This is a genomic window from Streptomyces sp. NPDC005728, assembly GCF_040630895.1.
In the GTDB taxonomy this organism is placed as follows: Bacteria; Actinomycetota; Actinomycetes; order Streptomycetales; family Streptomycetaceae; genus Streptomyces.
This window is the reverse complement of sequence record NZ_JBEXYL010000001.1, coordinates 114,625-141,181: the sequence shown is the minus strand read 5'-3', so window position 1 is coordinate 141,181 and position 26,557 is coordinate 114,625. Positions and strand designations below refer to the sequence as shown.

Below are 26,557 nucleotides of genomic sequence, written 5' to 3'. Positions count from 1 at the left end.
GTCCCTGGCCACCGCCAGGTACGTGTCGGATTCTCGCCAGCGGGCGCCTCCCGCGATGGTCGATCCTGGACGCATGCAGACAGGGATGCACTTCGACCGGGAGCACTGCGTGCGCGCGGTGCAGTCCAAGGACGCGCGGTTCGACGGCTGGTTCTACACGGCCGTTCTGACCACCCGTATCTACTGCCGGCCCAGCTGCCCGGTGGTCCCGCCCAAGCCGGAGAACATGACCTTCTACCCGAGCGCTGCCGCCTGCCAGCAGGCCGGCTTCCGGGCCTGCAAGCGCTGTCGCCCCGACACCAGCCCCGGCTCCCCGGAGTGGAACCTGCGCGCCGACCTGGTGGCCCGGGCCATGCGGCTGATCGCCGACGGCGTCGTGGACCGCGAGGGCGTGCCCGGTCTCGCCGCCAGGCTCGGCTACAGCACCCGGCAGGTGGAACGGCAGCTGCTCGCCGAGCTGGGCGCGGGCCCCCTCGCGCTGGCCCGCGCCCAGCGCGCCCAGACCGCGCGGCTGCTGGTCGAGACGACCCCGCTGCCGATGGCGGAGATCGCCTTCGCGGCCGGCTTCTCCTCGATCCGCACCTTCAACGACACCGTCCGCGAGGTCTTCGCCCTCTCCCCGAGCGAACTGCGCGCCCGGGTGCCGAAGAACAGTGCCGCGAGCACGCCCGGGACCCTCGCGCTGCGACTGCCGTTCCGCGCCCCGCTCAACCCCGACAACCTCTTCGGCCACCTGGCCGCCACGGCCGTACCGGGCGTGGAGGAGTGGCGGGACGGCGCCTACCGGCGCACGCTGCGGCTGCCGTACGGGCACGGGATCGTCGCGCTCGCCCCGCGCCCCGACCACATCGCCTGCCGGCTCACCCTGAGCGACCTGCGCGATCTGACCGTGGCCATCAGCCGCTGCCGGCGCATGCTCGACCTGGACGCCGACCCGGTCGCCGTGGACGACCGGCTGCGCGCGGACCCGGTGCTCGCGCCGCTCGTGGACCGGGCGCCGGGCCGCCGGGTGCCGCGCACGGTGGACGAGGCCGAGTTCGCGGTCCGGGCGGTGCTCGGCCAGCAGGTCTCCACGGCCGCCGCCCGCACCCACGCGGCCCGCCTGGTCACCGCCCACGGCAAGCCCCTGGACGACCCCGAGGGCGGCCTCACTCACCTCTTCCCGTCCCCCGACGCGCTGGCCGCCGTGGACCCCGAGACCCTGGCCATGCCCCGCACCCGGCGCACCACCTTCACCACCCTCGTCCGTCAACTCGCCGACGGCACACTCCACTTGGGGGTGGAATCCGACTGGGCGGAAGCCCGCGCACGGCTGCTCGGTCTGCCCGGGTTCGGACCCTGGACGGTCGACGTCATCGCCATGCGGGCCCTCGGCGACCCCGACGCCTTCCTCCCCACCGACCTCGGAATCCGGCGCGCCGCCCAGGAGCTGGGCCTGCCCGGCACCCCGGCCGCGCTCACCGCCCGGGCCGAGGCCTGGCGCCCCTGGCGGGCCTACGCGGTGCAGTACCTGTGGGCGACCGACAGCCACCCGATCAACTTCCTTCCCGTGTAAGGATCTTCTCGATGAAGCAGCACACCGTCATCGACAGCCCCTACGGCCCCCTCACCCTCGTCGCCGACGACGGCGTCCTGTGCGGTCTCTACATGACCGACCAGCGCCACCGCCCGCCGGAGGAAAGCTTCGGCGGCCTCGACGACACCCCCTTCGCCGAGGCCGAGGAACAGCTGTCGGCCTACTTCGCGGGAGAGTCGAAGGAGTTCACTCTCGAACTCCGCCTCGACGGCACCCCGTTCCAGCGCAGCGTCTGGGACCAGCTGATCCGCATCCCGTACGGCGAGACCCGCTCCTACGGCGAACTCGCCGACGCGCTCGGCAACCCCAAGGCGTCCCGCGCCGTCGGCCTCGCCAACGGAAAGAACCCGGTCGGCATCATCGTGCCCTGCCACCGGGTCGTCGGAGCGGGCGGCGGCCTCACCGGATACGGCGGCGGCCTGGACCGCAAGCGCCGGCTGCTGGACTTCGAGCGCGGGACGGCCCTGTTCTAGCCGCCGCTGCAGCCCCGCAGCCATGTCTGTTCCAAACATGCCACAAACGCGCTGCCACCAGCCCCGCAGTCACCCCGGCCCGATCTCCATGCGTAAGGTCTTGGGAATTCGCCTGCCCTTCCCAGGAGGTTTCCATGGACTTCAACTCCGGTATGTCCCCCACCCGTCGGGGACTTCTGCGCACCGGCGCGGGCGCCTCACTCGCCGCGCTCGGTCTCGGACTCGGTGCCCAGAGCGCGTCGGCGGCGGTGACCGCGACCAAGCGTTTCGACCTGTCCAAGCCCTCCTACGACCTGTTCCGCAACAAGGTGCTGCACAGCAAGCGGGTCCAGCAGAGCTTTGCCTTCGACTCCGCCAACAAGCGCCTCTTCGTGGCCGCCAAGCGGTCCGGGAGCCCGGAGTCGGCCGGTGACCTGTGCATCAGCCAGCTCGACTTCCACGGCAACTACAAGTCGTACATGCACCTCAACGGCTTCGGCCACGGCGTCTCCTTCGGCGTCGTCGCGAGCGGCGGCAGCAGCTGGCTGTGGATCGAGTGCGACACGAACAGGCACGGCTACGGCACCAAGCTGGCTTTCGTCAAGTACCAGGCGGGCAAGACCCTCGACTCGTCGTCCACCACCTTCGGCAGGTTCCGGCCGGTCTCCGGTGCCTCGGAGTACACCTGTTCCATCGACCCGGTGTACAACCGCATGATCGTCCGCTACCACAAGGACGGCGCCAAGCACATCGCCATCTACAAGATGTCCGACGTCGAGCGGGGCGACTTCAGCAGGCCCCTCGTCAAGTTCACCCCGCCGGCGATCTCCGGGACGCCCCAGGGCTACACCCTCTACGGCTCCTACATGTACTTCCAGACGGGCGACCACTACTCGTCCACCAACAAGGCCCCCGGCAACACCAAACTCACCAGCATCAACGTCAACACCGGCAAGATCGCCCAGGGCCCGCTCCTGACCAAGGCCGGCTCCACACTGCACTGGCGCGAGCCCGAGGGCCTCGCGGTCTACCGCACCGACTCGGGCCAGTCCCGCCTCTTCATAGGCTTCGCCACCGGCGACGAGGGCGACCGCCGCTCCAGCATCTTCTACAAGAAGGACCTGGTCTGACAGGACGGTTGAGCACCGGCCCCGGCGGCATGGTCGTCGTCGGCCGTCCTCAGGCGTCCGGGGTTCCCGGACCGTGGTGGTCGGCTCGGCGCGTGGCCGCGCTCAGGGTGCGCAGCAGTTCGGGGAGCGCGGTGCCGATGGGTGCACGGATCACCTCGTCGGCCAGGTCGTCGTACGGTGTCGGCTCGGCGTTGACGATGACGAGTCGTGCGCCGTTGTCGGCGGCGACGCCGGCGAGGCCCGCGGCCGGCTGGACCTGGAGGCTGGTGCCGACGGCGATGAACACGGTGCAGGCCTTGGCGACGGCCAGAGCCTCGCCGAGGACCATCGGGTCCAGCTGCTGCCCGAACATCACGGTCGCCGACTTCAGGATCCCGCCGCACTCCAGGCAGGGCGGATCTTCCTCGCCGGCCTCGACCCGGGCCAGCACGTCCTCCATGGGCCCGCGCACGTGACACTTCGTGCACACCACACTGCGGGCGGTGCCGTGGAGTTCCAGCACCTTGCGGGCGGGCATGCCGGCGAGTTGATGCAGCCCGTCCACGTTCTGGGTGATGACCCGCACCGGGATCCCGGACTTCTCCAGTTCGGCGATGGCCAGGTGCCCGGCGTTCGGCTCGGCCTCCAGCGCCCGATTCCTCCGCCGCATCTGCCACGACCGGCGCCGGATCTCCGAGTCGCCCATGTAGTACTCGTACGTCACGAGCTTCTCGGCCTCGGCATCCTTCCGCCACAGCCCGTTCGGGCCGCGGTAGTCGGGGATCCCGGAATCGGTGGAGATGCCTGCACCACTGAGGACGGCGACGAGTGGCCTGTTCATGGGCCGAGGGTAGGACGGCTGCTTGCTCGGGGCGAACGGATATCCGGCGCGCGGCATGGGTCATGGGTCCTCCGGCCAGGTGTCGCGTCGCCGTGCCACCCCCCGCCGACCGCCGGGCCGGGAGGAACGGAAGGGTCGCGAACGGGGACCGCGGGGAGGAACATCGGAGTCACGTAGGCAAGGTGGTGGCTATGGGGACGCCGTCGATGCATTTCAGCGAGAATCCCGAGGATCCGTTCGCCCTCGGGCGCGGCGCCTCGGCTGTGCTCGACGATCAAGGCACCGTCGTCGGCTGGAGCGCACGTGCACAGGCGTTGCTGGGCTACCCGGCCAAGGAAGTGATCGGACGGGCATGGCAGGACCTCCTGGTGGACGCCCGTGACCTGCTCGTCGTCCGGTCCGTCGTCGTGGACGCCATCAGGACGGGGGGCTGGTTCGGGGTCCTGCCCGTCAGGCACCGCGACGGACGGCGTGTGGAGATGGGTTTCCGGGCCCGCGCGATCACTCGGGACGGGGACAGCCAGGAGTGGGTCCTGGTAGGAGCACCCGCCGCGGAGGTCATCGCCTGGCAGCGGGACCGTGCCCTGCTGGACGGCCTGTACCGCCGGTCCCCGATCGGTCTGGTCACCTACGGCCCGGACAGGAAGGTCATCCGGGTCAACCGTGCGGTCGAGAAGGCGAGCGGCGTCCCGGCCGATGCGCCGGTGGGCCATCGCCCCAGCGAATTCATGGTCGACGAGGACGCAGGCCCGGCGGAGGAGCGGGTACGGCACGTCCTGGAGACCGGCGAGCCGTTGATCTTCACGGAGCAGTCCGCCCGGGCACGCCACGATCCGGGCCGCGAACGGATCGTGTCCGTCTCGGCGTTCCGGATGGAAGACCCCTCGGGCCGGGTGCTCGGCGTGGCCGAGACGATCGAGGACGTGACCGACCGCCACCGGGCCCAACGCAGGCTCGCCCTGCTGAACGAGGCGAGCGCCCGGATCGGAACCTCACTGGACGTGGCGCAGACGGCCCGGGAACTGGCCGAGGTGGCCACCCACGGCCTGGCCGACCACTGCTCGGTGGACCTTCTGAAGTCGGTGACACTTGGTGACGAACCACCCCCCGGTGTGACAGGTCCGCTGCTCCGCGTAGCCCTCTCACCCCCGGAACACCGGGTCCCGTACCAGGAGGGCGAGGTGGTCCCGCTCCTTCCGGAATCTCCGCAGGCGCGGTGCCTGTCCGAGCGTCGCCCGATTCTCGACCGGCTGCTGTCCCTGCGCCCCGAGTGGTACTCCATGGACCGGCGGCGGGTCGAGATCGCCCTGGGTCTCGGAGTTCATTCGCTGATCGTGGTGCCCTTGGTGGCGCGCGGCCTGGTACTGGGCGTGGTGAGCCTGTGGCGAGTGCGCCATTCGGAGCCTTTCGAGGACGACGATGCCGCGGTGGCCCATGAGTTTTCCTCGCGTGCGGCTGTCTGCATCGACAACGCGCGCCGCTTCACCCAGCAGCAGAGTGCCGCTCTGACTCTGCAGCGCAGTCTGCTGCCGAGCGCGGTGTCCGACCTGCCGGCCGTCGAGGTGGCCTGCCGCTATCTCCCGGCGAGCGGTGAACCGGGCATCGGCGGTGACTGGTTCGACGTGATCCCGTTGTCAGGGGCCCGGGTCGCGCTCGTCGTGGGCGACGTGGTCGGCCACGGGATCCACGCTGCGGCCTCCATGGGCCGCCTGCGCGCCGCCGTGCGCACCCTGGCCAGCCTCGACCTGGAACCGGACGAGGTGGTGGCGCGGCTGGACGATCTGGTCAGTCTGCTGGCCACCGAGCTGGAGGCGAACGCCCACGGCAGCGGGTCCGCGGTGGAGCAGGTGCTCGGGGCCACCTGCGTGTACGCGGTCTACGATCCGGTCTCCCGGCACTGCTCCCTGGCCCGCGCCGGTCACCCGGCACCGCTGGTGTCCACCCCGGACGGCCAGGTGATCGTGCTCGACCTGCCCGCGGGTCCGCCGCTGGGTCTGGGCGGGCTGCCCTTCGAGACGTACGACCTCGACCTCCCCGAAGGCAGCCTGCTCACGCTCTACACCAACGGTCTTCTGGAGGCGCGCAACGGGGACATCGACGCCGCGCTGGAGCACCTGCACGAATGTCTCACCCCCTCCGCCGGTCCTCTGGACAGCACCTGCCACGCCGTGGTCGAAGCGCTGCTGCCGAAGGAACACCTCCCCATCGACGACGTCGCGCTGCTCATCGCCCGTACCCGGGTGCTGCCGCCACAGGATGTCGCCGCCTGGCAGCTGCCCCTGGAAGCGACCGCCGCTGCCCGTGCCAGGGAGCTGACCACGGCGAAACTCGCCGAATGGGGGCTGACGGAGCTGGCCTTCACCACCGAGCTGGTCGCCAGCGAGCTCGTCACCAACAGCTACCGGTACGCGGCCGGCCCCGTCACCCTGCGCCTCATCCGCTCGCAGTGCCTGATCTGTGAGGTGTCCGACAGCAGCCACACGTCCCCTCACCTCCGGCGGGCCCTCAGCACGGACGAGGGCGGACGCGGGCTCTTCCTGGTCGCGCAGCTCACGGAGCGGTGGGGCACCCGCTACAGCCACGACGGCAAGACCGTCTGGACGGAGCAGCCTCTGCCACACGCATGACCCGCCACCGGGGACGCCCGGCACCCCGGCGGCGCTCAGGCCACCCGGTCGCCGTTCTCCAGCTCCACCGTGCCCGCGTCCTGCGCCAGTACGTCCAGCGCGGCCAGCACGCGGCGGCCGAGCGCGCCGGGCAGGTGGTCGGGGATCTCCTCGGGGGTGACCAGCCGCCAGGACAGGAGTTCCTCCTCCTGGAGGCGGATCGCCTTGAACTCGGACTCGGTGAGGACACCGCCGTCGTAGAGGTAGGCCACCAGCGGCGGCCGGCCCGGCCCGTGCGCCCAGTCCACCGCCAGCAGCCGGCCGAGTTCCCGGTCCAGGCCGATCTCCTCGAGCGTCTCGCGGCGCGCACCCTGACGGGGCGTCTCACCGTCGTCCGACTCGATCGTGCCGCCCGGAAGGGCCCAGCCCTCGCGGTAGTTGGGCTCGACGAGCAGCACGCGTCCCTCGACGTCCCGGAAGAGCGCGCCCGCGCCGGCGAGGACACGGGGCAGACTCGCGATGTACGCGGCGAAGTCGTCAGTCGTGGTCATTGAGGAAGGGTAACCAGCCGCCGGACGGCTACGGCGCGGTCGTCGCCAGGCGCAGGGTGCGCTCGGCCAGCGCACTGATCCGTACGCCGTCGAACCCGAACACCGCGCTCCGCACCGTGTCCTCCAGCGGGTCCGTCCACCGGGCGGGGACGGCCGCCGCTCCGGTGAGCACCCCGGCCACCGAGCCGGCAGTGGCGCCGTTGGAGTCGGTGTCCAGGCCGCCGCGGACGGTGAGGGCGATGGTCCGGGTGAAGTCGCCGTCGCCGTACAGCAGCCCGGCCGTGAGGACGGCCGCGTTCGGGACGGTGTGGATCCAGCCGAGGCCCGCGGTCTCCGCGGACAGCGTGGCCAGCGTCTCCTCCCAGGGCAGACGGGTCTCGTGCAGGGACACCACCCGGCGCACGGTACGCGCCAGCCGGCTGCTCGCCGGGACCACGGCGAGCGCGGTCTCCAGCGCCTCCCGCACATCCGGCGCGGTGAAGGCCGCCGAGATCAGCGCGGCCGCGAACATCGCGCCGTAGACGCCGTTGCCGGTGTGCGAGAGCACCGCGTCCCGGCGGGCCAGCGAGGCGGCGCGGCACGGGTCGCCGGGGCAGGTCCAGCCGTAGACGTCGGCGCGGATCAGCGCGCCGATCCACTCCTGGTACGGGTTGTCGTACGTCGCCGTCAGCGGTGGCTTCAGACCGTTCGCGAGATTGCGGTACGCGGCCCGTTCCGCCGTGAAGGTCTGCAGGTACGGCAGCCTGAGCAGCCACAGGTCGCCGACCTGCTCGGTGCTGAAGCCGAAGCCGTGGGTCTCCAGCAGGTGCAGGCCGAGGACGGCGTAGTCGACGTCGTCGTCGCGGCAGCTGCCGTGGATCCTGCCGCGCACGCACTGACGCCACTCCGGGCGCAGCACGGCGCCGTCGGCCGCGTCGGCGGGCTCGGGCAGGTAGTCGGTGAGCGGCAGGGCCGCGGCCCGCCGCAGATAGCCGTCGATGCGCTCGCGTGTCCACACCTCGCCCTGCTCGACCGGTTTGCCGAGCATGTTGCCCGCGATCCGGCCGAGCCAGCCTCCGTGGATGCGGTCGGCGAGGTCCGGCCCGGTGCCCTGGTTGCTCATGGCTGGGGTCTACCCGTTTTCCCCGCCGGCTCCCAGGGGCTGCCCAGGGTTCGGTCGGGGCATGACGGCGGGGGTGTCCTCCGGTTATGGTCGCAGCGGCGCGACTGGCCCTGACGTGCGCGGGGCCCGGAGAGCAAGGGGAAAGCAAGGTGGCGGACGCTGCAGTGAACGAGACCCGTCGGGTGCTCATCGCCGCGGACAAGTTCAAGGGCTCGCTGACGGCCGTGCAGGTCGCCGAGCGGGTCACGGCCGGGCTGCGCCGGGTCGTACCCGGCGTCGAGGTCGAGGCGCTGCCGGTGGCCGACGGCGGTGACGGGACCGTGGACGCGGCGGTCGCGGCCGGCTTCGAGCGCCGGGAGATCCGGGTCGCCGGGCCGCTGGGCCAGGAGGTCACGGCCGCGTTCGCGCTGCGCGGCGACACCGCGGTCGTGGAGATGGCCGAGGCGAGCGGTCTGCAGCGGCTGCCCGCCGGTGTCTTCGCGCCGCTGACGTCGTCCACGTACGGCTCCGGTGAGCTGCTGCGGGCCGCGCTGGACGCGGGCGCGCGGACGATCGTGTTCGGCGTCGGCGGCAGCGCCACGACGGACGGCGGCGCCGGGATGCTGACGGCGCTGGGCGCCCGGTTCCTGGACGCGGACGGCGAGCCGGTACCGCCGGGCGGCGGCGGCCTCGCCGAGCTGGCGCGGGCCGACCTGTCCGGCCTCGACGCGCGCCTGTCCGAGGTGGAACTGGTGCTCGCCAGCGACGTCGACAATCCGCTGACCGGGCCGAAGGGCGCGCCCGCGGTGTACGGCCCGCAGAAGGGGGCCTCGCCGGACGACGTGGCGACGCTGGACGCGGCCCTCGCTCACTTCGCCAAGGTCCTGGAGGCAGCCGTGGGGCCGCGTGCCGCCGAGCATGCGGCAGCGCCGGGTGCGGGTGCGGCAGGCGGCATCGGTTACGGCGCACTGCTCCTGGGCGCGCGCTTCCGGCCCGGTATCGAGGTCATGCTGGACGTGCTGGGCTTCGCTCCGGCGCTGGAGCGGGCCTCGCTGGTGATCACCGGTGAGGGGTCGCTGGACGAGCAGACCCTGCACGGCAAGGCACCCGCAGGGGTCGCCGCCGCTGCCCGGGCCGCGGGCAAGGAGGTTGTCGCGGTGTGCGGTCGGCTGGCTCTGCCGGAGGAGGCGTTGCTGCGGGCCGGTATCGGGCGGGCCTACCCCCTCACCTCGGTCGAGCCCGACGTCGCCAAGTGCATCGCGGACGCCGGCCCGATCCTGGAGCGCGTCGCCGCCCGCATCGCCGGGGACTACTTGGGCTGAACCCTTGGGAGCTCCGCCCCCAAACCCCCGCTGCCCATCCGACCGACCGAGTCGGGTGGTGGGTGGGCAGAGGCCGGGGGGCTGGGGGCTCCGCCCCCAGCCAGGTCCGTAGGGACAGCGAAGGGCCCCGAACCCAAACACGGTCCGGGGCCCTCGGCATAAGCGCCGCTACGGCAATTGCGTCGCCCGCGCCTCACGCCGGTTGTCGCGGAAGTTGTTCACCCGGCGGGCCGTGGCGAACAGCGGGATCACCGCGCCCATGACCAGCTGCAGGGCGCAGCCCGTCTGGAGCAGCAGCTGACCGCTCGGGGCGTCGAAGGCCCAGGCGGCCAGAAGGCCCATGGACAGGACGATCCAGGAAAGCATGGCGCCGGCGAGGCGGCCCCGCGGCTTCGGGTACTCCACGCGGCTCACCATCAGCCACGCGGTGCCCAGGATCGCCAGCAGGGTCGCCACGAAGGGCAGCTCCAGCAGGACGATCGAGACGACCGTCAGCGCGCCGAACGGCGAGGGCATGCCCTGGAACATGCCGTTCCTCGGCGTCACGCACGAGAAGCGTGCCAGACGCAGGACGACGGCCAGGAGCACCACGATTGCCCCGAGCGCCGCCATTCTCTGGTGCGCGTCGTCCGCGACCATGCCGTAGACGAGGACGAAGTACGCGGGCGCGAGGCCGAAGCTGATCAGGTCGGACAGGTTGTCCAGCTCGGCGCCCATCGGGGAGGAGCGCAGCTTCCGTGCGACCAGGCCGTCGAACAGGTCGAAGACGGCCGCGCAGAGCATCAGGATGACCGCCGTGGCCGCGCTGTGGCGGGCCATGCCCGTCTCCTGGTCGCCCGTGAGGTGCGGGATCAGGATGCCGGTGGTGGTGAAGTACACCGCCATGAAGCCGCACGTGGCATTGCCCAGCGTGAGGGTGTCCGCTATCGAGAGGCGCAGAGAGAGGGGCATCTCCTCCTCTTCGTCCACCTCGTCGGCCTCGGGCACCCAGCCCGCCTGGGTCTCCGGATCAATCACGGTCAATGCGAGTCACCCCAGCCACGGTCTTCTGGCCGACCTCGACCGCGACCTCCACGCCCTCGGGCAGGTAGAGGTCGACACGCGAGCCGAAGCGGATCAGACCGATACGGTCACCCTGCTCGACCTTCGTGCCTTCCGGGATGTAGGGCACGATGCGGCGGGCCACCGCGCCGGCGATCTGGATCATCTCGATGTCGCCGAGTTCGGTGTCGAAATGCCAGACTACGCGCTCGTTGTTCTCGCTCTCCTTGTTGAACGCGGGAACGAAGCCACCGGGGACGTGCTCGACCGACGTCACCGTGCCCGCGAGGGGCGCGCGGTTGACGTGGACGTTGAGCGGGCTCATGAAGATCGCGACGCGGGTGCGGCCGTCCTTCCAGGGCATGATGCTCTGCACCACACCGTCGGCGGGGGAGATGACCCGGCCCGGGGCGATCTCGCGCTCGGGGTCGCGGAAGAACCACAGCATGCCCGCCGCGAGCGCGGTGGCGGGCACGGCGACGGCCTTGGCGACGCCCGAGCGGCGGGCGCGGGCCAGGCTGAGGGCTGCGGTGGCGACGGTCGGAAGAAGCCACGGCGATGCTCCGCGCGCAAGGCGTACGCCGCTTCGGCTGTCGCGAGGTGCAGAGGTTTGGCTGTGGGGCATGGATGACCTTCGTAGCGGATGATGCCGCGCTCTATCGGGGGACGGCGGCTTTCCCGGGATCGTACCGGTCGCGGGCTACAACTGGGCAAGCCAGTCAGCCGAGTCGGCGGCTGACCGGCGCCTACGGGGTGTGATCTTCTTCTCGAAGAAAACACCCCGTATCCGGACAATCAGCCCTGGAATCGATACTCTTCGAGCAACCTGCGCCCGATGATCATTTTCTGGATCTCGGCGGTCCCTTCACCGATGAGCAGCATCGGGGCCTCGCGGTAGAGGCGCTCGATCTCGTACTCCTTGGAGAAGCCGTAGCCGCCGTGGATCCGGAAGGCATCCTCCACGACCTCCTTGCAGTACTCGGAGGCGAGGTACTTCGCCATCCCGGCCTCGAGGTCGTTTCGCTCTCCGGAGTCCTTTTTGCGTGCAGCGTTGACCATCATGGCATGCGCGGCCTCGACCTTGGTAGCCATCTCGGCCAGCTTGAACTGGATGGCCTGGTGCTGGGCGATCGGCTTGCCGAAGGTGTGCCGCTGCTGGGCGTACCGGACACCCAGCTCGAACGCGCGCTGGGCGACGCCGCAGCCGCGCGCCGCCACGTTGACGCGGCCGACCTCCACGCCGTCCATCATTTGGTAAAAACCTCGGCCGGTGACGCCGCCGAGCACCCGATCGGCCGGAACCCGCAGGCCGTCCATGATCAGCTCGGTGGTGTCGACGCCCTTGTAGCCCATCTTGTCGATCTTGCCCGGGATCGTCAGGCCGGGGCGGACCTCGCCGAAGCCGGGCTCCTTCTCGACCAGGAAGGTCGTCATCGACTTGTGGGGCGCCGTGCCCTCGGGGTGTCCTTCGTCACTTCGGACCAGAACGGCCACCAGGGACGACGTGCCGCCGTTCGTCAGCCACATCTTCTGGCCGTTGAGGACGTACTCGTCGCCGTCCCTGACCGCCTTCGACGTGATCGCCGACACATCGGAGCCCAGGCCCGGCTCCGACATCGAGAACGCGCCCCGGATGTCGCCGGCGGCCATGCGCGGCAGGAAGTGGTCCTTCTGCTCCTGCGTGCCGTGCTGCTTGAGCATGTACGCGACGATGAAGTGCGTGTTGATGATGCCGGACACCGACATCCAGCCGCGGGCGATCTCCTCCACACACAGCGCGTAGGTGAGGAGCGACTCGCCCAGGCCCCCGTACTCCTCGGGGATCATCAGACCGAACAGGCCGAGTTCCTTCAGGCCGTCCACGATCTGCTGCGGGTACTCGTCGCGGTGCTCCAGTTCGGTCGCGACAGGAATGATCTCCTTGTCGACGAAGTCCCGAACGGTGGAGAGGATCTCCTGCTGGATGTCGGTCAGACCGGCGGTCTGGGCGAGGCGTGCCATTACTTCTCCTGCTGCTTCAGCTCCGGGCGGCCGGGCTGCTCGCCGCCGCGCTCCTTGATGTACGTCTCGGTGGGCACCATGACCTTGCGGCGGAAGACGCACACCAGGGTGCCGTCCTGCTTGTAGCCCTTGGTCTCGACGTAGACGATCCCGCGGTCGTTCTTCGACTTGGACGGCCACTTGTCGAGCACCGTCGTCTGACCGTAGATCGTGTCGCCGTGGAAGGTCGGCGCCACGTGCTTGAGCGACTCGATCTCCAGGTTGGCGATCGCCTTGCCGGAGATGTCCGGGACGGACATGCCGAGCAGCAGGGAGTAGATGTAGTTCCCGACGACGACGTTCTTGCCGAAGTCCGTCGTCTTCTCCGCATAGTTCGTGTCCATGTGGAGCGGGTGGTGGTTCATGGTGAGGAGACAGAACAGGTGGTCGTCGTACTCCGTGACCGTCTTGCCCGGCCAGTGCTTGTACGTCGCCCCGACCTCGAACTCCTCGTAGGTGCGTCCGAACTGCATCGCGCTCAGGCCTCCGGGATCTCGAACTTGCTGGTGCGCTGCAGGCCGGCGGCGCGCCCCTTGCCGGAGACGACCAGGGCCATCTTGCGGCTGGCCTCGTCGATCATCTCGTCGCCGAGCATCGCGGAGCCCTTCTTGCCGCCCGCCTCGGACGTGTAGTAGTCGTACGCGTCCAGGATCAGCTCGGCGTGGTCGTAGTCCTCCTGGGAGGGCGAGAAGATCTCGTTGGACGCCTCGACCTGGCCCGGGTGCAGCACCCACTTGCCGTCGAAGCCGAGCGCGGCGGCGCGCTGGGCGACCGCGCGGTAGCCGTCGATGTTGCGGATCTGCAGGTAGGGACCGTCGATCGCCTGGAGGTTGTTGGCGCGGGCGGCCATCAGGATCTTCATCAGGATGTAGTGGTAGGCGTCCGCCGGGTAGCCGGGCGGCTGCTCGCCCACGACCAGCGACTTCATGTTGATGGACGCCATGAAGTCGGCCGGGCCGAAGATGATCGTCTCGACGCGCGGGGAGGCCTGCGCGATCGCGTTGACGTTGTTCAGGCCCTGTGCGTTCTCGATCTGCGCCTCGATGCCGATCTTGCCGACCTCGAAGCCCATGGTCTTCTCGATCTGCGTGAGCAGCAGGTCCAGGGCGACGATCTGCTCGGCGCTCTGCACCTTCGGCAGCATGATGCAGTCGAGGTTCTGGCCCGCGCCCTCGACGACGGTCACGACGTCACGGTACGTCCACTCGGTCGTCCAGTCGTTGACGCGCACCACCCGCGTCTTGCCCGTCCAGTCACCCTCGTTGAGGAACTTGACGATGGTGTGCCGCGCCTCGGGCTTGGCGAGCGGCGCGCACGCGTCCTCCAGGTCCAGGAAGACCTGGTCGGCGGGGAGGCCCTGCGCCTTCTCCAGGAAGCGGGGGTTGCTTCCGGGGACCGCGAGGCAGGAGCGTCGCGGACGCAGACGGTTGACGGGCGTGGTCATGCGGGGACCTCCAGGGGGTCGAGCTTGTTCGCTTTCCGGATCTCGTCGACGATGCGGCCGATGATTCCGGTGATGTCGAAGTCCTTCGGGGTGAAGACCGCGGCCACTCCGGCGGCCCGGAGCTCCTCGGCGTCACCATTCGGGATGATGCCACCGGCGATCACCGGTATATCTGTGGCACCGGCCACACGGAGCCGTTCCAGCACGTCCGGCACCAGCTGGGCGTGCGAGCCGGAGAGGATGGACAGGCCCACGGCGTGGACGTCCTCCGCCAGCGCGGCGTCCACGATCTGCTCCGGCGTCAGCCGGATGCCCTGGTAGACCACCTCGAAGCCGGCGTCACGGGCGCGGACGGCGATCTGCTCGGCGCCGTTGGAGTGCCCGTCCAGGCCCGGCTTGCCGACCAGGAAGCGCAGCTTGCCGGAGCCCAGGTCGCGGGCGGTGGCGTCCACCTTGGCGCGGACCTCGGCGAGCGCCGAGCCCTCCTCGACGGGGACGGCGATCGGCGCGGAGGAGACACCGGTCGGCGCCCGGAACTCGCCGAAGACCTCGCGCAGGGCACCGGCCCACTCGCCGGTCGTGACCCCGGCGCGGGCGCACTCCAGGGTGGCCTCCATGAGGTTGGCGGTGCCCTTGGCGGCCTCCTTCAGCCGCTCCAGCGCCTTGCACGGGCGCGGGTGGTTGAAGGGCGGCTGGTAGCGCGTGTCGCGCCAGGTCCCGATCGCCTCGACGACCCGGGCCTCGACCGCCGGGTCGACCGTCTGGATCGCGGCGTCCAGGTCGGCGGTGAGCGGGTTCGGCTCGGTCGTCTCGAAGATGTTGACGCCGACGATCTTCTCCTGGCCGGACTCGATCCGGCCCCGGCGCTCGGCGTGCGAGGCGACCAGCTGCGACTTGAGGTAGCCGGACTCGACGGCCGCCATCGCGCCGCCCATCTCCTGGATCCGGTCGATCTCCGCGAGGGAGTCCTCGACCAGCTGGGCCACCTTCGCCTCGATGACGTGCGAGCCCTCGAAGATGTCCTCGTACTCCAGCAGGTCGCTCTCGTGCGCGAGGACCTGCTGGATGCGCAGCGACCACTGCTGGTCCCAGGGCCGGGGCAGGCCCAGCGCCTCGTTCCAGGCCGGCAGCTGCACGGCACGCGCGCGGGCGTCCTTCGACAGGGTCACCGCCAGCATCTCCAGCACGATCCGCTGGACGTTGTTCTCCGGCTGCGCCTCGGTCAGCCCGAGGGAGTTGACCTGGACGCCGTAGCGGAACCGGCGCTGCTTGGTGTTCTCGATGCCGTACCGCTCGCGCGTGACCTTGTCCCAGATGCGGCCGAACGCCCGCATCTTGCACATCTCCTCGACGAAGCGGACGCCCGCGTTCACGAAGAAGGAGATCCGCGCGACCACGTCGCCCATGCGCTCCTGCGGCACCTGGCCGGAGTCGCGCACGGCGTCGAGGACGGCGATCGCGGTGGACATCGCGTACGCGATCTCCTGCACCGGCGTGGCCCCGGCCTCCTGCAGGTGGTAGCTGCAGATGTTGATCGGGTTCCACTTCGGTATGTGGGAGACCGTGTACGCGATCATGTCCGTCGTCAGGCGGAGCGACGGCCCCGGCGGGAACACATGGGTGCCCCGGGACAGGTACTCCTTGACGATGTCGTTCTGGGTCGTGCCCTGGAGCTGGGTGATGTCCGCGCCCTGCTCCTCGGCGACGACCTGGTAGAGCGCCAGCAGCCACATGGCGGTGGCGTTGATCGTCATCGAGGTGTTCATCTGCTCCAGGGGGATGTCCTGGAACAGCCGGCGCATGTCACCGAGGTGCGAGACCGGCACGCCGACCCGGCCGACCTCGCCGCGGGCGAGGATGTGGTCGGGGTCGTATCCGGTCTGCGTCGGCAGGTCGAACGCCACCGACAGACCGGTCTGGCCCTTGGCGAGGTTGCGCCGGTACAGCTCGTTGGACGCCTCGGCCGTGGAGTGGCCGGCGTACGTCCGCATGAGCCACGGACGGTCCTTCTGACGCTCTGTCATCTATGGCTCTCAGATGTTCCGGAAGCGGTTGATGGCGTCGATGTGCTTGGCGCGCATCTCCTCGTCGCGCACGCCCAGGCCCTCCTCGGGGGCGAGGCACAGCACACCGACCTTGCCCTGGTGCAGGTTGCGGTGGACGTCGTACGCCGCCTGGCCCGTGTCCTCGAGGGAGTACGTCTTCGACAGGGTCGGGTGGATCTTGCCCTTGGCGATGAGGCGGTTGGCCTCCCAGGCCTCGCGGTAGTTGGCGAAGTGCGAGCCGATGATCCGCTTCAGGGACATCCACAGGTAGCGGTTGTCGTACTCGTGCATGTAGCCCGAGGTCGAGGCGCAGGTGGTGATGGTGCCGCCCTTGCGGGTGACGTAGACCGAGGCGCCGAAGGTCTCGCGGCCCGGGTGCTCGAAGACGATGTCGATGTCCTCGCCGCCGGTGAACTCGCGGATGCGCTTGCCGAAGCGCTTCCACTCCTTCGGGTCCTGGGTGTGCTCGTCCTTCCAGAACTTGTAGCCCTCGGCGTTGCGGTCGATGATCGCCTCGGCGCCCATCGAGCGGCAGATGTCCGCCTTCTGGTCGCTGGAGACGACACAGATCGGGTTGGCGCCGCCGGCCAGCGCGAACTGGGTGGCGTACGAGCCGAGGCCGCCGCTGGCGCCCCAGATCAGGACGTTGTCGCCCTGCTTCATGCCGGCGCCGTTGCGGGAGACCAGCTGGCGGTAGGCGGTCGAGTTGACCAGGCCCGGGGCGGCGGCCTCCTCCCAACTGAGGTGCTTGGGCTTCGGCATCAGCTGGTTGGACTTGACGAGCGCGATCTCGGCGAGGCCACCGAAGTTGGTCTCGAAGCCCCAGATGCGCTGCTCGGGGTCGAGCATCGTGTCGTTGTGGCCGTCGGACGACTCCAGCTCGACGGAGAGGCAGTGCGCGACGACCTCGTCACCGGGGTTCCAGGCGTTGACGCCCGGGCCGGTGCGCAGGACGACGCCCGCGAGGTCGGAGCCGATGATGTGGTACGGCAGGTCGTGGCGCTTGGTGAGCTCGCTGAGCCGGCCGTAGCGCTCCAGGAACCCGAAGGTGGACAGCGGCTCGAAGATCGAGGTCCACACCGAGTTGTAGTTGACCGAGGAGGCCATGACGGCCACCAGGGCCTCGCCCGGTCCCAGCTCGGGCACCGGCACCTCGTCCAGGTGGATCGACTTGCGCGGGTCCTTGTCACGGGTCTCCAGGCCCGCGAACATCTCCGTCTCGTCCTTGTGCACGGTGATCGCGCGGTACGAGTCGGGGAGCGGCAGAGCGGCGAAGTCGGCGGACGTGGCGTCCTTCGACTGGATCGCGTCCAGGATGTCCTTCACGGTCACGGTGTTGCCTCCGGCGGTGAGCGCCCTGAGGGAGGGGCGCTGAGGGTTCGTCGGTGCTGCTGAGAGAGCTGCTGAGGGTTTGGGTGAAACGTGCCGTCGGTTCGGCGGGTGGTGCTTCGGCAGCGCTTTGTGGCGCGGGAGGTTGCCTGTGACGCAGGCGTCCGGGCGCGCAGGCCGTCGGCTTGCGGGGACAGCCGACGAGCGATCGGTCTCTGCTCGCCGGCCGCCCGGACTCCTTCAACGTATGACACCGCGTGTCAGAGGACAAGGCACTGAGTGCCAGAACTTGCTCTCAGATGAAATCTTTACGTAACAAATGAGCGATGATCGATCAAACCTACTGTCGAGTAGGTGACAATGAGCGGTCTTGTCGGGGTCTGGGTGCGGTCCGGCAGAAGTCGTGCCTCCCCGCGACGCCGTACGCGGCATCGGGGGCTTTGCCGGGCTCGGAGGGCGCCCGGGGCGTCGCCCGGCCGGGGTGGACCGGGGTGCGTCGAGGGCTGCCGGGCGGCGTGCGGCTCGATCTCGTGCCCTGCAAGGGCGTCGGGTTCTCCGTGCCGGCCGAGCCGCTGCCCCGTCGGCCGGTCCGCGGGAGCGGGGCGAGCAGGAGTGGAGGGGGCCCTGCCCGATGGCCCCGGGGCGGGCGTCTGCCGAGCGGCCCGCGGCCGCGCCGCCCCAGGGGCCTGCATGCGACCGGACACGACCCGGGCCTGATGCCGGCCCCGCCGGCGTCCCCGGTGAGAGGGGGCGGCTGGTGGCCGGCCCGGTGACCGGCGAGGCGGGCCCGCACCTCGCGGCGTTCTTCGGGCCCGCCCGGCGTCAGCGCTCCTTCAGCGCCTGCTCGATCGTGCGCATCACCTCGTCGAGGGGCGCGTCGGTGCGCGCGACGGTCACCAGGACCTCGCCCTGCGAGGTCACGGCAGCCGCGGGGGCCGGCCGCGGGGAGGACTGACGCCCGGCCCCGATGCCGTTGCCGAAGGTCTTGCGGACGATGGCGAAGGCGTGGTCGAGCTGGGCCTCCACGTCGCCCTGTCCGCCGGCCCGCAGCCAGCGCCTGAGGACGTGGTTGTGAGCGGTGACGACGGCGGAGGCGGCGACCTCGGCGAGCAGCGGGTCGTCGTTGGCGTCGTCCGCGTGCGCGTGCTCGTCGAAGTGACCGAGCAGATAGCGGGTGAACAGGCGCTCGTAGCGGGCGACCGAGGCGATCTCGGCCTCGCGCAGGGTGGGCACCTCGCGCGTGAGCTTGTAGCGGGCGACCGAGATCTCCGGCCGGGCCGCGTACATCTTCATGACTTCCTTGATGCCGCGGCACACGGTGTCGAGCGGGTGCTCGTGGGCCGGGGCGGCGTTGAGGACGGCCTCGGCACGGATCAGCGTGTCGTCGTGGTCCGGGAAGATCGCCTCTTCCTTGGAACGGAAGTGGCGGAAGAAGGTGCGCCGCGCGACCCCGGCCGCCGCCGCGATCTCGTCGACGGTGGTCGCCTCGTACCCCTTGGTCGCGAACAGTTCCATCGCTGCGGCCGCCAGTTCTCGGCGCATTTTCAGCCGCTGGGCGGCGGCGCGACTGCCTGCGGCACTTTCCGGTGCGTCGGGCGTGGCTGGTGTACGTGAGGACTTGGCGGGCTGGGGCATGACCTGAACGTACTGCATGTGCGCAGCTCGATGCGCAGGTCCGGGGTTTCCCCCGCCCGCCGGGGGCGGGGGGCCGCCGGGCCGGGCGGGCGGGGGAAACCCGCCCGGATCGAGCAGTCCGCCCCAGTCCGCCGGGTCGGTGGCGTCGTCGAACCAGTCGCCGACGCCGTCAGCGACGGGCATACTCGCGGAAGCCGCGGCCGGTCTTGCGGCCGAGGCAGCCCGCGGCCACCAGGTGCTCCAGCAGCGGGGCCGGGGCCAGACCCGGGTCCCGGAACTCGCGGTGCAGCACCTTCTCGATCGCGAGCGAGACGTCCAGGCCGACGACGTCCAGCAGCTCGAAGGGGCCCATCGGGTAGCCGCCGCCCAGCTTCATCGCCGCGTCGATGTCGTCCAGGGACGCGTAGTGCTCCTGGACCATCTTGACCGCGTTGTTGAGGTACGGGAACAGCAGCGCGTTCACGATGAACCCGGCCCGGTCGCCGCAGTCCACGGCGTGCTTGCGGATCTTCAGGCAGACCTCGCGGACGGTGGCGTGGACGTCGTCGGCCGTCAGGACGGTGCGCACGACCTCGACCAGCTTCATCGCCGGGGCGGGGTTGAAGAAGTGCATGCCGATCACGTCCTGCGGGCGCGAGGTGGCGCGGGCGCAGGCGACCACGGGCAGCGAGGAGGTGGTGGTGGCGAGCACCGCGCCCGGCTTGCAGACCTTGTCCAGCGCCGCGAACAGCTGCTGCTTGACCTCCAGGTCCTCGGCGACCGCCTCGACCGCCAGGTCGACGTCGGCGAAGGCGTCGTAGGAGCCGGCCGCGGTGATCCGCTCCAGGGTCTCGGCGGCAGCCTCGGCGGTCAGCCGGCCCTTGTCGACGGAGCGCGCGAGGGACTTGCCGATCCGGGCCCTGGCGGTCTGGGCCTTCTCCTCGCTGCGGGCGGCGAGGACGACCTCGTACCCGGCCTTGGCGAACACCTCGGCGATACCGGAGGCCATGGTGCCGGAGCCGGCCACCCCGACGGAGCGGACGGTACGGCCGGCGGCCTGTGCGTTCCCCTGCGCCGGAGTCAGCGCGTCCGGCACGACCGTGGCGCTGCCCGGCGCCTCGTACGTGTAGAAGCCGCGCCCCGACTTGCGGCCGGTCAGGCCCGCCTCGCTGAGCTGCTTCAGGATCGGGGCGGGGGCGTGCAGCCGGTCGCGGGACTCGGTGTACATGGCCTCCAGGACCGTGCGCGCGGTGTCGACGCCGATGAGGTCCAGCAGCGCGAGCGGGCCCATGGGCAGACCGCAGCCGAGCCGCATCGCCGCGTCGATGTCCTCGCGGGAGGCGTACCGGGCCTCGTACATCGCGGCCGCCTGGTTGAGGTAGCCGAACAGCAGCCCGTCCGCGACGAACCCGGGGCGGTCGCCGACCGCGACCGGCTCCTTGCCCAGCTCGATGGCCAGGTCCGTGACCGCGGCGACGGCCTGCGGCGCGGTCAGCACCGAGGAGACGACCTCGACCAGCTTCATCGCGGGGGCGGGGTTGAAGAAGTGCAGGCCGAGCACGCGCTCCGGGCGGGCCGAGTCGGCGGCGAGCCGGGTGACGGACAGGGCGTTGGTGCCGGTCGCGAGGATCGTCTCCGGGCGGACGATGCCGTCCAGCGCGCGGAAGATCTGCTGCTTGATCTCGTACGACTCCGGGGCCACCTCGATGACCAGGTCGGCGTCGGCCGCCGCGCCGAGGTCGGTGGAGGTGCGGACCCGGGCCAGGACGCCGGCGCGCTCCTGCTCGGTCAGCCGGCCGCGCTCGACGGCGCGGGCGGTGGCGGCTTCGAGGGCGGCGAGGGACCGCGCGGCCTGGGCCTCGCTGACGTCGATGCCGATCACCTCGCGGCCCGCCTTCGCGAGGACCTCGGTGATGCCGGTGCCCATGGTGCCGAGGCCGACGACGGCGATCGTCTTGAGCGGGGACAGAGGGGTGTCGGACAGGGGAGTGGCCATCGCGGGACTCCAGGAATGAGGGTGACGACTGGGAACGCGCCGGGTGCGCCCGAAGGCGCACGCCGGGGCGGGAAGGAGTGCGGGTGTTGCCGGGCTGCGAGCGCACACGCCCGGTGCCGTCGCCGCGGGCGTACACACGCCCGGGTGCGGCTGGATCCGACCGGCTCTGTCCCGAAGCCGGGTCGTACTGCGGTACCGATGTACCGAACCGACCAACGCTCACGACGGCTGCGTCACCAAACCGTCGTCAGCGGAAACGCGAGAGGGTTACTCGCTCGTATGAGCTTAACCCGCCAGTAACGAGCGCGCCAGACCTGGGGCGGACCGAGTTTGTGATGTAGCTCCCTGAGCGGGTGCGGCCCGCCTACGCTGGTCTTCGTGGACGAAGAGTTGCGATCGCTCACGGAACGCGTACGGCAGGAGTCGCGCGGCTCGGCGGCGTACGACCTGCTGGTGGCGACCGAGGACCACGACGAACTGGCGGAGGTGCTCACCGCCCCGGGACAGCCCTTGTGGGCCAGGGAGCTGGCCGCGTTCCGGCTGGGCGTCGCCGGCGACCGGCGCGCCTTCGAGTCCCTGGTCCTGCTGCTCAACCACCGTGACCCGCCGCGCTGCGCCTCGGCCGCCCATGCCCTCGCCCGGCTCGGGGACCCGCGCACGGCCCGCGCGGCCGCCGCTCTCGCCACCAACGAACTGCGCGTCGCCTACGCCCTGCACCCGGTACGGCTCCTGGTCGAACTGCGCGCCCCCGAGGCCGTGCCCGCACTGATCACCACCCTGGAGCGCCGGCTGCGCCCGCGCGACCCGTACCGCGTGGTGGCCCTCGCCTGCGTGGAGGGCCTGGGCGCCCTCGGCGACGACCGCGCGCGCCGCGTCCTGAACGAGGCCCTCGCGCATCCGGCGCTCGCGGAGGCGGCGGTGCACGCCCTGGCCCGCATCCCGCAGCAGAAGCAGAGGTGAGGGCGGGACGGAGGTGCCGGTGGTGACAGAGGTGACGCCCGCTCAGCGGCCGCCGACGTACCGCACCTCGGGCACGGCCACGCCGTCCACGTCGAAGGGCTCCTCGGCGCCGTCCGGACGGAAACCGGCCCCCTCGTAGAAGCGGCGGGCTCCTGCGTTCTCCTTCAGGACCCACAGGAACATGCGCGGGTACCGGGAGCACCGCTCGACCGACTCGGCCAGCAGCGCCCGCCCGATCCCGCTGCCGATGTGCGCGGGGTCGAGATAGAGGGCGTACAACTCGGCGTCCGCCGTGCGCACTTCACCGTCCCGGTACGGCCCGTACGCGGCCCAGCCGGCGATTTCCCCGTCCCGTTCGGCGACCAGGTTCACCACCGAGCCGTTCCCCCGGGCGAACCGGGCGCGCCGCTTCTCGGCGTCCTGCGCCACGCTCAGTGCGTCGAGGTACGGCTGCGGCATGAGCCCGCGGTAGGCGTGCTGCCAGCCGCGGATGCGGATCTCCGAGACGCGGTCGCAGTCGGCGAGGGTCATCGGGCGGATGTGCGGGAACCGGTCGTCCATGGCGGCACCCTAGAGAGCCGCTTCCGTGCGCGCCCGTGATTATTCGCCGACCACCGCGAACGCCTCGACCTCCAGCAGGAACTCCGGAGCGACCAGGGCGGCCACCTGGACGGCCGAGGCCGCCGGAAGCCGGTCGTCGGGTATGAACGGGGCGCGGGCCGCGCGGATCGCCGGCAGGTGGGCCATGTCCGTGACGAAGTAGGTCAGCTTGACGACGTCCTGGAAGCCGGCCTCGGCGGCGGCCAGGCAGCGGCTCAGGTTCTCGAACACCTGCCGGGCCTGCGCGGCCGGATCGTCCGCGCCGACGAGCCTGCCGTCCTCGTCGAGGGCGAGCTGGCCGGAGACGGCGACGAAACGGCCGGTGGCGGTGACGACGTGGGCGTACTGGGCCGCGGGGGCGACCCCGTCGGGGGCGGGGATCCTGGTCGGTTCACTCATGCGCTCCATGGTGGACCACGGGTCCGACAACGTCCCCGACGGGCCGTCAGGGTCGGTCAGCGGCGGAACCCCAGCAGACGGTGCAGGGTCGAGCCGCGGGACGCGGTCGAGGCCGCCTTCGCCGTGAGCGGCTTCGGGTCCGGGGACTTCTGGCACACCGCGTCGGCCACGCCCGTGCCCGTGCCGTGCGGGACCTTGCCGTTCGCCAGATAGGCGGCGAGGTACGTGTCCAGGCACGCGTTGCCGCTCAGCGCGATGCCGTGGTTGCCGCCGCCCTGCTCGACCACCAGGCTGGAACCGGCCAGCAGACGGTGGGCCGTCACCCCGCCCGGGTACGGGGTCGCCGCGTCGTCGGTCGCCTGGAACAGCAGCGACGGCGGCAGTTTGCCGTTGGCGATGCTCACCGGCGCCTGTGTGTCCCCCGGCCAGAACGCGCACGGTGCGTTGTACCAGGTGTTGCTCCAGGCCATGAAGGGTGCCTTCGCGTACGCCGCCCAGGTGTCCGTCCGCCACCGGTCCCACGAGCGCGGCCAGGAGGCGTCACGGCACTGCACCGCCGTGTAGACGCTGTAGCCGTTGTCGCCCGAGGCGTCCACGGCGCCGAGGTTCCGGTACGCCTCAACCAGCGGCCCGGTGTTCTTCTCGTGGACGTAGGCCGCGAACGCCTGGGCGAGGTGGGGCCAGTAGCCGTTGTAGTAGCCGCCGGGGATGAAGGTGTCCTCCAGCTCCGCGGCGCCGACCGTGCCGTCCGCCGGCTTCTTCGCCAGGGCTGCCCGCATCGCGTACCACTCGGCCTCGACCTTTGCGGGATCCTTGCCGAGCCGGTACGACGCGTCGTACCTGGCGATCCACGCCATCAGCGCGCGGTGGCGGTCGTTGAAGGCGTAGTCCTGGCCGAGGTTGTCCTCGTACCAGACGCCCGTCGGGTCCACGATCGAGTCCAGCACCAGGCGGCGGACGCGGTCGGGGAAGAGCTTCGCGTAGACCGCACCGAGGTAGGTGCCGTAGGAGTAGCCGAAGTAGCTGATCTTCTTGGCGCCCAGGGCCTGCCGGACCGCGTCCATGTCCTGCACCGCGGCGACCGTGTTGATGTACGGCAGCACGGTCGCGTACGTGCGGCCGCAGGCGGTGGCGAAGGACTGGGCGCGCGTCAGGTTCTGCTGCTCCAGCGCGGCCGTGGCGGGCACCGTGTCGGGGCGCACCGCCTTGAAGTGGCGCGGCGAGCAGTCGAGGGACGGGGTGCTCCTGCCCACCCCGCGCGGGTCGAAGCCGATGACGTCGTACTGCGCCGCCACCTTCGCGGGCAGCGCGGAGGCGACGAACCCGGCCAGTGTCAGACCGCTGCCGCCGGGGCCGCCGGGGTTGACCAGCAGCGGGCCCTGGGAGATCTCCGCGGTGTGCGGGACGCGGGACAGGGCGAGCGTGATCTGCTCCCCGGAAGGGTGCGCGTGGTCCAGCGGCACCTGCAGGGACGCGCACTGGAGGGTCGGATACTCACTGGTGGCGCACTTCTTCCAGGCGGGCTTCGCCGCCGGAGCGGTGCCGGCCGCGCCTGCGGGCACGGCCGTGACCGAGCCGGCCAGCACGGCGGCGACGGCGCACAGCACGGCTGCGCGTGTTCCCATGGGTCCTCCCGGGACGGAGGGTGCTGCGAACCGCGCGGGTCACGGCTCTCGCCGCATCGTCCCGGGAGGAGAGCCCTGAAGAACGTACTATGTCCATAGTTGACCCAATTGGGTCGAGGGATGCCCTCTAACGCGCTCACATGAGAGTGAGTTGGGTCGGTTCCGGCAGGGCCGGGGGTTCGGTGGCCTCCGGGGGCTCGACCGGCCGGATCCGCCGGGTCGTCCCCGCGCGCGTGGGCCCGATGCCGTACTCCTGGGCCAGCTCGTGCACCTGACGGGTGATCCGGCGCTGGTACCACTTCGGCGCGTAGGCGCCCTCCGCGTACAGCCGCTCGTAGCGGCGAACGAGGTGCGGGTGGTGCCGTCCGAGCCAGGCCGTGAACCACTCCCGGGCGCCCGGCCGCAGATGCAGCACCAGGGGCGTGACCGAGGTGGCCCCGGCCGCCGCGATCGCCCGTACGGTGTCCCGCAGTTGGGCCGGGTGGTCGCTCAGGAACGGGATGACCGGCGCCATCAGCACCCCGCAGCCGATCCCGTGCTCGCCGAGGGTCCGCACGACGTCCAGGCGGCGCTCGGGCGCCGGGGTGCCCGGCTCCACCGTGCGCCACAGCCGGGTGTCGGTGAAGCCCACCGAGACCGAGATGCCGACGTCCGTCACCCGGGCGGCCCGGGTCAGAAGGTCCAGGTCCCGCAGGATCAGCGTGCCCTTGGTCAGGATCGAGAACGGGTTCGCGTACTCGGTGAGGGCCGAGATGATGCCCGGCATCAGCTGGTAGCGGCCCTCGGCGCGCTGGTAGCAGTCGACGTTGGTGCCCATCGCCACGTGGTCGCCCTGCCAGCGGCGCGAGGCCAGCTGGCGGCGCAGCAGCTCGGGCGCGTTCACCTTCACCACGATCTGCGTGTCGAAGCCGAGCCCCGTGTCGAGGTCCAGGTAGCTGTGCGTCTTGCGGGCGAAGCAGTACACGCATGCGTGCGAGCAGCCACGGTACGGATTGACCGTCCACTCGAACGGCATGCGCGAGGCGCCCGGCACCCGGTTCAGGATCGAGCGGGCCCGGACCTCGTGGAAGGTGATGCCGCGGAACTCGGGCGTGTCGAACGTGCGGGTGGTGACGGCGTCCGCGCCGAACAGCGCGGCGTCGGCGGCCCGGCCGTGACCGCCGGACTCCTCGGGCTCCCTGGATTCCACGGTGAGGTTCTCCCAGCGCATGACGCCTCCTCGGTAGCGCTCGCCACAGAATAGAACATACGTTCCCATGATCGTGCGACCCCGATTTGGGCGGCCGGGTGCCGGGGTGGTTGGCTTGCCCCAACCCCGAGAAACCAGGTCCTGGAGGAACGCAATGGCGCAGGTCGAGGCCACTACTGAGCGGGTCGTCGCGGCGGACGCGGAGAAGGTGTTCGACGCCCTCGCCGACTACAGCGGCACGCGACAGCAGCTGCTCCCCGAACACTTCAGCGAGTACGAGGTGCGCGAGGGCGGTGACGGCGAGGGCACCCTCGTCCACTGGAAGCTCCAGGCCACCAGCAAGCGCGTGCGTGACTGCCTCCTGGAGGTCGGCGAGCCCACCGAGGGCGAGCTGGTCGAGAAGGACCGCAACTCCTCCATGGTCACCACCTGGCGCGTGACCCCGGCCGGCGAGGGGAAGTCCCGGGTCGTCGTCACCACCACCTGGACGGGCGCCGGCGGCATCGGCGGCTTCTTCGAGAAGACGTTCGCCCCCAAGGGCCTCGGCAGGATCTACGACGCGATCCTCGCCAACCTCGCCGCCCAGGTGGAGAAGTAACCCCAAACCCCGGCCGGCGAGGGGGTGTTGCACCCCTCACCGGTTCGAGTGGATCGCCGTCCTGTCCGGGATGACGCCGTAACTTGCCGTACTTGTTCGCAGTTGTCGCCTTACGCGGGAAATCTGTGACAGGTGTGAC

23 protein-coding genes are annotated in these 26,557 nt (G+C 70.8%); 7 read left to right on the top strand and 16 right to left on the bottom strand.

Annotated elements, in window-relative coordinates:
• Positions 1–73: 73 nt before the first annotated feature.
• The 3 genes from ABZ471_RS00590 (at position 74) to ABZ471_RS00580 (ending at position 3,158) form a co-directional block, all read left to right on the top strand.
• Positions 74–1,555, top strand: a complete 1,482-nt coding sequence (locus ABZ471_RS00590) for an AlkA N-terminal domain-containing protein (protein ID WP_359060815.1) — start codon at positions 74–76, stop codon at positions 1,553–1,555.
• Between the two features lie 11 nt (positions 1,556–1,566).
• A complete protein-coding gene (locus ABZ471_RS00585; protein ID WP_359060813.1) occupies positions 1,567–2,049 on the top strand; it encodes a methylated-DNA--[protein]-cysteine S-methyltransferase in 483 nt (160 codons plus the stop codon).
• A gap of 134 nt (positions 2,050–2,183) precedes the next feature.
• Positions 2,184–3,158, top strand: a complete 975-nt coding sequence (locus ABZ471_RS00580) for a teichoic acid biosynthesis protein C (protein WP_359060811.1) — start codon at positions 2,184–2,186, stop codon at positions 3,156–3,158.
• A gap of 49 nt (positions 3,159–3,207) precedes the next feature.
• On the opposite strand, the gene ABZ471_RS00575 is transcribed toward ABZ471_RS00580, so the two are convergent.
• Positions 3,208–3,978, bottom strand: coding sequence for a Sir2 family NAD-dependent protein deacetylase (locus ABZ471_RS00575; protein ID WP_359060809.1), 771 nt, complete (start codon positions 3,976–3,978; stop codon positions 3,208–3,210).
• 191 nt (positions 3,979–4,169) lie between these two features.
• Here ABZ471_RS00575 and ABZ471_RS00570 point away from each other — a divergent pair, with 191 nt between their 5' ends.
• Entirely contained in the window at positions 4,170–6,605 is a 2,436-nt protein-coding gene (locus ABZ471_RS00570) for a SpoIIE family protein phosphatase (RefSeq protein ID WP_359060807.1), read from the top strand.
• A 35-nt stretch (positions 6,606–6,640) separates the two neighbouring features.
• Here the strand turns inward: ABZ471_RS00570 and ABZ471_RS00565 are convergent, their stop codons facing one another.
• Together ABZ471_RS00565 and ABZ471_RS00560 are read right to left on the bottom strand one after the other, a co-directional pair.
• Positions 6,641–7,135 (bottom strand): NUDIX hydrolase, encoded by a 495-nt coding sequence (locus ABZ471_RS00565; RefSeq protein ID WP_359060805.1) that lies wholly within the window; start codon positions 7,133–7,135, stop codon positions 6,641–6,643.
• 28 nt (positions 7,136–7,163) lie between these two features.
• Positions 7,164–8,237 carry an ADP-ribosylglycohydrolase family protein gene (locus ABZ471_RS00560; protein WP_359060803.1) on the bottom strand — a complete coding sequence of 358 codons (1,074 nt, stop codon included), beginning with the start codon at positions 8,235–8,237 and terminating at the stop codon, positions 7,164–7,166.
• Between the two features lie 164 nt (positions 8,238–8,401).
• Here ABZ471_RS00560 and ABZ471_RS00555 point away from each other — a divergent pair, with 164 nt between their 5' ends.
• A complete protein-coding gene (locus ABZ471_RS00555) occupies positions 8,402–9,538 on the top strand; it encodes a glycerate kinase (protein WP_359060801.1) in 1,137 nt (378 codons plus the stop codon).
• Between the two features lie 168 nt (positions 9,539–9,706).
• On the opposite strand, the gene pssA is transcribed toward ABZ471_RS00555, so the two are convergent.
• From pssA to ABZ471_RS00510, 9 genes are all read right to left on the bottom strand, one after another.
• Positions 9,707–10,525 (bottom strand): CDP-diacylglycerol--serine O-phosphatidyltransferase, encoded by an 819-nt coding sequence (gene pssA, locus ABZ471_RS00550; RefSeq protein WP_359061274.1) that lies wholly within the window; start codon positions 10,523–10,525, stop codon positions 9,707–9,709.
• 22 nt (positions 10,526–10,547) lie between these two features.
• On the bottom strand, positions 10,548–11,204 hold the full coding sequence (locus tag ABZ471_RS00545; protein WP_359060799.1) for a phosphatidylserine decarboxylase: 657 nt from the start codon (positions 11,202–11,204) through the stop codon (positions 10,548–10,550).
• A gap of 170 nt (positions 11,205–11,374) precedes the next feature.
• Positions 11,375–12,580, bottom strand: coding sequence for an acyl-CoA dehydrogenase family protein (locus ABZ471_RS00540; protein ID WP_359060797.1), 1,206 nt, complete (start codon positions 12,578–12,580; stop codon positions 11,375–11,377).
• On the bottom strand, positions 12,580–13,092 hold the full coding sequence (locus ABZ471_RS00535; protein WP_062716551.1) for a MaoC family dehydratase: 513 nt from the start codon (positions 13,090–13,092) through the stop codon (positions 12,580–12,582). Before ABZ471_RS00535 ends, ABZ471_RS00540 begins: the two co-directional genes overlap by 1 nt.
• A gap of 5 nt (positions 13,093–13,097) precedes the next feature.
• Positions 13,098–14,063, bottom strand: coding sequence for a CoA ester lyase (locus tag ABZ471_RS00530; protein WP_359060794.1), 966 nt, complete (start codon positions 14,061–14,063; stop codon positions 13,098–13,100).
• Entirely contained in the window at positions 14,060–16,087 is a 2,028-nt protein-coding gene (locus tag ABZ471_RS00525; RefSeq protein WP_359060792.1) for a protein meaA, read from the bottom strand. Before ABZ471_RS00525 ends, ABZ471_RS00530 begins: the two co-directional genes overlap by 4 nt.
• 9 nt (positions 16,088–16,096) lie before the next feature.
• The gene (ccrA, locus tag ABZ471_RS00520; protein WP_359061272.1) at positions 16,097–17,434 is read right to left on the bottom strand and encodes a crotonyl-CoA carboxylase/reductase; all 1,338 of its coding nucleotides are present in this window, start codon (positions 17,432–17,434) and stop codon (positions 16,097–16,099) included.
• Positions 17,435–18,259: 825 nt separating this feature from the next.
• Positions 18,260–19,090: a TetR family transcriptional regulator gene (locus tag ABZ471_RS00515; RefSeq protein ID WP_359061270.1), complete on the bottom strand. Its 831-nt coding sequence runs from the start codon at positions 19,088–19,090 to the stop codon at positions 18,260–18,262.
• A gap of 151 nt (positions 19,091–19,241) precedes the next feature.
• Complete coding sequence (locus ABZ471_RS00510) at positions 19,242–21,047, bottom strand: 3-hydroxybutyryl-CoA dehydrogenase (protein ID WP_359060790.1); 1,806 nt, start codon at positions 21,045–21,047, stop codon at positions 19,242–19,244.
• A gap of 378 nt (positions 21,048–21,425) precedes the next feature.
• On the opposite strand from ABZ471_RS00510, the gene ABZ471_RS00505 reads away from it, so the two are divergent.
• The gene (locus tag ABZ471_RS00505) at positions 21,426–22,007 is read left to right on the top strand and encodes an adenylosuccinate lyase (RefSeq protein ID WP_359060788.1); all 582 of its coding nucleotides are present in this window, start codon (positions 21,426–21,428) and stop codon (positions 22,005–22,007) included.
• Between the two features lie 42 nt (positions 22,008–22,049).
• On the opposite strand, the gene ABZ471_RS00500 is transcribed toward ABZ471_RS00505, so the two are convergent.
• From ABZ471_RS00500 to ABZ471_RS00485, 4 genes are all read right to left on the bottom strand, one after another.
• On the bottom strand, positions 22,050–22,568 hold the full coding sequence (locus tag ABZ471_RS00500) for a GNAT family N-acetyltransferase (protein ID WP_359060786.1): 519 nt from the start codon (positions 22,566–22,568) through the stop codon (positions 22,050–22,052).
• A 39-nt stretch (positions 22,569–22,607) separates the two neighbouring features.
• A complete protein-coding gene (locus tag ABZ471_RS00495; RefSeq protein WP_359060784.1) occupies positions 22,608–23,006 on the bottom strand; it encodes a RidA family protein in 399 nt (132 codons plus the stop codon).
• 56 nt (positions 23,007–23,062) lie between these two features.
• Positions 23,063–24,631: an alpha/beta hydrolase gene (locus ABZ471_RS00490; RefSeq protein WP_359060782.1), complete on the bottom strand. Its 1,569-nt coding sequence runs from the start codon at positions 24,629–24,631 to the stop codon at positions 23,063–23,065.
• A gap of 136 nt (positions 24,632–24,767) precedes the next feature.
• On the bottom strand, positions 24,768–25,841 hold the full coding sequence (locus tag ABZ471_RS00485) for an Rv2578c family radical SAM protein (RefSeq protein ID WP_359060780.1): 1,074 nt from the start codon (positions 25,839–25,841) through the stop codon (positions 24,768–24,770).
• A gap of 133 nt (positions 25,842–25,974) precedes the next feature.
• Here ABZ471_RS00485 and ABZ471_RS00480 point away from each other — a divergent pair, with 133 nt between their 5' ends.
• Positions 25,975–26,418: an SRPBCC family protein gene (locus tag ABZ471_RS00480; RefSeq protein WP_359060778.1), complete on the top strand. Its 444-nt coding sequence runs from the start codon at positions 25,975–25,977 to the stop codon at positions 26,416–26,418.
• The last annotated feature ends 139 nt before the right edge of the window (positions 26,419–26,557 follow it).

Bases quoted from the DNA above. Each gene is read 5' to 3' on its own strand.
- ABZ471_RS00590 (WP_359060815.1), top strand. From the start codon at position 74: ATGCAGACAGGGATGCACTTCGACCGGGAGCACTGCGTGCGCGCGGTG.
- ABZ471_RS00585 (WP_359060813.1), top strand. From the start codon at position 1,567: ATGAAGCAGCACACCGTCATCGACAGCCCCTACGGCCCCCTCACCCTC.
- ABZ471_RS00580 (WP_359060811.1), top strand. From the start codon at position 2,184: ATGGACTTCAACTCCGGTATGTCCCCCACCCGTCGGGGACTTCTGCGC.
- ABZ471_RS00575 (WP_359060809.1), bottom strand. From the start codon at position 3,978: ATGAACAGGCCACTCGTCGCCGTCCTCAGTGGTGCAGGCATCTCCACC.
- ABZ471_RS00570 (WP_359060807.1), top strand. From the start codon at position 4,170: ATGGGGACGCCGTCGATGCATTTCAGCGAGAATCCCGAGGATCCGTTC.
- ABZ471_RS00565 (WP_359060805.1), bottom strand. From the start codon at position 7,135: ATGACCACGACTGACGACTTCGCCGCGTACATCGCGAGTCTGCCCCGT.
- ABZ471_RS00560 (WP_359060803.1), bottom strand. From the start codon at position 8,237: ATGAGCAACCAGGGCACCGGGCCGGACCTCGCCGACCGCATCCACGGA.
- ABZ471_RS00545 (WP_359060799.1), bottom strand. From the start codon at position 11,204: ATGCCCCACAGCCAAACCTCTGCACCTCGCGACAGCCGAAGCGGCGTA.
- ABZ471_RS00540 (WP_359060797.1), bottom strand. From the start codon at position 12,580: ATGGCACGCCTCGCCCAGACCGCCGGTCTGACCGACATCCAGCAGGAG.
- ABZ471_RS00535 (WP_062716551.1), bottom strand. From the start codon at position 13,092: ATGCAGTTCGGACGCACCTACGAGGAGTTCGAGGTCGGGGCGACGTAC.
- ABZ471_RS00530 (WP_359060794.1), bottom strand. From the start codon at position 14,063: ATGACCACGCCCGTCAACCGTCTGCGTCCGCGACGCTCCTGCCTCGCG.
- ABZ471_RS00525 (WP_359060792.1), bottom strand. From the start codon at position 16,087: ATGACAGAGCGTCAGAAGGACCGTCCGTGGCTCATGCGGACGTACGCC.
- ABZ471_RS00515 (WP_359061270.1), bottom strand. From the start codon at position 19,090: ATGCAGTACGTTCAGGTCATGCCCCAGCCCGCCAAGTCCTCACGTACA.
- ABZ471_RS00510 (WP_359060790.1), bottom strand. From the start codon at position 21,047: ATGGCCACTCCCCTGTCCGACACCCCTCTGTCCCCGCTCAAGACGATC.
- ABZ471_RS00500 (WP_359060786.1), bottom strand. From the start codon at position 22,568: ATGGACGACCGGTTCCCGCACATCCGCCCGATGACCCTCGCCGACTGC.
- ABZ471_RS00495 (WP_359060784.1), bottom strand. From the start codon at position 23,006: ATGAGTGAACCGACCAGGATCCCCGCCCCCGACGGGGTCGCCCCCGCG.
- ABZ471_RS00490 (WP_359060782.1), bottom strand. From the start codon at position 24,631: ATGGGAACACGCGCAGCCGTGCTGTGCGCCGTCGCCGCCGTGCTGGCC.
- ABZ471_RS00485 (WP_359060780.1), bottom strand. From the start codon at position 25,841: ATGCGCTGGGAGAACCTCACCGTGGAATCCAGGGAGCCCGAGGAGTCC.
- ABZ471_RS00480 (WP_359060778.1), top strand. From the start codon at position 25,975: ATGGCGCAGGTCGAGGCCACTACTGAGCGGGTCGTCGCGGCGGACGCG.